Origin of the sequence: Anabaena sp. AL93, assembly GCF_001672085.1 — a bacterium.
Lineage (GTDB): Bacteria > Cyanobacteriota > Cyanobacteriia > Cyanobacteriales > Nostocaceae > Dolichospermum > Dolichospermum heterosporum.
The window spans coordinates 1-3849 of record NZ_LJOU01000186.1 but is presented as its reverse complement, the minus strand read 5'-3'; the positions used below and the strand labels follow the sequence as shown (position 1 = coordinate 3849).

3 protein-coding genes are annotated in these 3849 nt (G+C 41.2%); 1 reads left to right on the top strand and 2 read right to left on the bottom strand.

Annotated elements, in window-relative coordinates; translation table 11 throughout:
* Positions 1 to 220 precede the first annotated feature (220 nt).
* Together AN486_RS26235 and AN486_RS26230 are read right to left on the bottom strand one after the other, a co-directional pair.
* Positions 221 to 1198 (bottom strand): SPFH domain-containing protein, encoded by a 978-nt coding sequence (locus AN486_RS26235; protein ID WP_039204335.1) that lies wholly within the window; start codon positions 1196 to 1198, stop codon positions 221 to 223.
* Positions 1199 to 1264: 66 nt separating this feature from the next.
* A complete protein-coding gene (locus AN486_RS26230) occupies positions 1265 to 1696 on the bottom strand; it encodes an NfeD family protein (protein WP_039204334.1) in 432 nt (143 codons plus the stop codon).
* 216 nt (positions 1697 to 1912) lie between these two features.
* Between AN486_RS26230 and AN486_RS26225 the strand changes: the two genes are divergently transcribed.
* Positions 1913 to 3832 carry a protein phosphatase 2C domain-containing protein gene (locus tag AN486_RS26225; RefSeq protein WP_053538342.1) on the top strand — a complete coding sequence of 640 codons (1920 nt, stop codon included), beginning with the start codon at positions 1913 to 1915 and terminating at the stop codon, positions 3830 to 3832.
* The last annotated feature ends 17 nt before the right edge of the window (positions 3833 to 3849 follow it).

The following is a 3849-nucleotide window of genomic DNA, read 5'->3' as shown; positions in this document are numbered from 1 at the left end:
ACCCCCCCCTGCCTCTCTTCTCCCCCTGCTTGCCTTCACCCGTCATTTTCGGGTTGACAGACTACTAGTTAGGAGTCAGAAAGAAGGAGTATGGCTAAGGCCACGCTGTGCTATCAGGAGGTAGGGGCGCAGGGACTGCGCCCATTCAGGAGTATGGCTAAGGCCACGCTGCGCTATCAGGAGTCAGAAAGAAGGAATAAAAGAAAGAAGAAGAAATTATTTAATTAGTGGGAAAGAGAGGTTTGGGATTAGGAGCATTATCTGAAACAATAGAACGAATACCTTCCAAAGTAGCTGGAATAGTGCGAGGGTCCATAAACATCACCTTGCTGCTATCGCTTTTACCAATAGTAGTCCCCATATCCAAATAATTTAAGGCTAACAGCACATCTAGTGCTTTTTGAGCATCAGGGTTAGCCTTAATCCTCTCAGCGATAATTTCTGCCGATTCAGCGATCGCTTGCGCCTTTAAAACCTGTTGTTGGCGTTCTGCTTGCGCCCTGAGAATGATTGATTTCTGTTCAGCTTCTGCTTGCATAATTACGGATTTTTGCCTAGCTTCCGCGTCCAAAATTTGGGCATCTGCCTTACCTCTAGCGCTATTCACAGCCGATTCCCTATCACCTTCCGAAGTTAAAATAGATGCGCGTTTGCGTCGTTCCGCTGACATTTGCAATTCCATTGCTTCCCGTACCGCTTGAGAAGGAATAATATCCCTCAACTCCACCCGCGTCACCTTTACACCCCAAGGATCAGTAGAAATATCTAAATCCTGTAATAACAATTCATTAATTTGAGTCCGAGCGGTAAAAGTTTGATCTAACTCCAATTGTCCCATTTCCGAACGAATTTGAGTCAACACCAAATTTACCATAGCCGATTGCAGATCCTCCACCTTATAGCGGGCTTTTTCCATATCCACAATTCGCCAGTAGACCACAGCATCCACCTCAATCCCCACATTATCGCGGGTGATACACTTTTGAGGGGGAATATCCAAAACCTTTTCTCGAATAGTTTCTTCGTAGATAACTTTATCAACAAACGGCATCACAAAATTTAGTCCGGGCTGCATTTTCTTGTTATAACTACCCAATCTTTCCACCAAAGCCTCATTTCCCTGATTGACAACACGCACAGATCCAGCAACAGCAGAACCACCAAGTGCCAAAATGATCAGTAAAAAAAGCTGTTCCATAATAATTTTCTCCTAATTTGCAGGTATTAACCATTAAAGCCGGAACGAATAACTGACAATTGACAACTAACTCAAAAAATAATCTGGCATGACAATTAAAGTCGTCCCTTCCCTTCTCACCACATAAACAGTTTGTTGAGGTGGTAAGCTAATTTTGTGATCATCACATTTGGCTCGCCAAGAATTACCCTCGTATAATACCCTACCCACCTGCCCTGGTAAAATTTCCGTTAAAGTTTCCCCAATGACTGCATCTTGAATGGGCGATTTTCGTCGTCGTGGTTGCAAAAACCGCCGGGAAAGGATAATCAGAGTAGTAGACAAAAACAACCAAACTGCAACTTGTATCCACAAGTTTCCTATACCAGAGTAAGACAATAATCCTACAATTAAAGCACTAATGCCCATCATAAAAGCAACAAAAGCCGATGGTAAAAACAGTTCTGTCAAACACAGAACCGAACCCGCCAACAGCCAAATTAAGCTAGAACTTGGCATAACGCTTTTCCCTTTACAATGAATTTACTGATACCAATATTATGTGAGGCTGAACAGAATCATGAAATCTATTCATCTATTCTTATCTGCGTTTATTTGCGTTTATCTGCGGTCAAATATTCTTAAAGTCTTATTCCATGCAGTTTTATCTTAACTTGGCATTAGATACACCAATACAGTGAATCTTGACAAAAAAAACTAATCCTGATTTTAATTATGTTTTCTACCAAACGGGTGATTAATTGCCCAAATCCAGAATGTGATCAACCTTTGAACTGCGTCGGAGATACTATTTGCGATCGCTGTCACACCCCCCTAATTTACCGCTATCTCTGGGCAACTGGCAACCAAGCCGCAGAAATTCCCCCAGAAACAAAGGTAGCAAACAGATATGAAGTCATCAAACCCCAAATTTGGTTAGATACCCAACCTGCACTATTACCAGATATCCCCGCAGAACTACCAAATATCGTTATTCCCTACCTACGCTTATACTCAGAACATTTGCATATACCCCAAGCCTATGGTTTTAGCTCCTTAGCCGAAATAGAAGATGATATTCTTTTACTAGAAAATGCCCCCATAGATGAAACAGGCTGCATTTACCCAACAATTACCGACTCCTGGGAACAAGCATCTCCCGTGAGACAGATTTATTGGTTATGGCAAATTCTTCAATTGTGGACACCTTTATCAGAATTGGGAGTTGCCCAAAGTTTATTATTAGCAGATAATTTATGTGTGCAAGGTTGGTGTATTCGCTTACTAGAACTGCATCAAAACATAGAAGAATTAACTTTACAAGATTTAGGTAATTCTTGGCGCAATTGGGTGACAGTTGCAAAAACCACCAGTTCCCCAAAATTAGAATACATAGTTGAGTTAATGTGTCAACCTGAAAATGATTTAGAAATTATTAATACTCAACTCAATGAACTATTATTAACAACAGCCACAGAATTACCTTTATATTTAACTATAGCCGGGGGGACAGATCCAGGTCCCGTCATTAAACATAATGAAGATGCTTGTTATCCTAGTCATCCAAGGGACATAGATGATCAATTACAACCAAGACTAGCAATTATTTGTGATGGTATTGGTGGTCATGAAGGTGGTGAAGTTGCGAGTCAATTAGCTTTGCAGTCTCTCAAATTGCAAATGCGGGCTTTATTGGCACAAATAGACGAACAAACAGAATTATTAACTCCTAAGCTTTTATGTCAACAAATAGAGTCTTGTTTACGCGTCGTTAATAATGTAGTATGGTCGCGCAATGACGAGCAAAAACGTCAGGGAAAGGAACGCATGGCTACAACCTTAGTTATGTCATTGCAAATCCCTCAAAGAAGAGAACAGTTAGAAAATTCCCATGAACTTTATTTAGCCCATGTTGGTGATAGTCGTGCTTATTGGATTACTCAAAATTATTGTCAACTCCTGACTGTGGACGATGATATGGTAAAACGAGAAGTTGGTTTAGGGAAAAGTTTATATCGTCAAGCATTGCAAATCCCAGAAGCTAAAGCCCTGACCCAAGCACTAGGCACAAAAGAAGCGGAATTTCTCAACTTTTCGGTTCAAAGATTTATTATAGAAGAAGATGGGATTTTATTGCTGTGTTCCGATGGTTTAAGCGATCGCAATTTAGTCGAACAATCTTGGCAAGACTACGCAATTCCCGTACTTACAGGCGATTTAGACATAGCAGACGCTACCCAGGAATTAATTAAACTGGCTAACGAAAAGAATGGCCAAGATAATATATCTGTAGTCCTGACTCTTTGCCGTGTTGCCAAACCATCCTCAATGGCAATTATACCCGCACCACCAGCAGAAATTATTCCGCCCCAACCCTTAGCCGTCCCTGACGCAGAAGCATTAATTATATCAGCACCCATAGAAACAGGTTTAACAGCAAGTTCCCAAGCCTTGCTTGATTTAAGTTTGACAGAAGCACCGCTAAAACCATCTAGAAGTAAAGGTTTGGTACTATTAGCAGGATTATTAGTTTTATTATTGGGAAGTACCACAATCAGTTTATTTGCTTGGTGGCAATTATCACCCCAATCATTCTCACAAGTCTGTCGGCAACTTCCGCAAAAGGTACGAGAATTATGTCCGGGAAGGGAGTAGGTGGGGGAGGTGGGGGA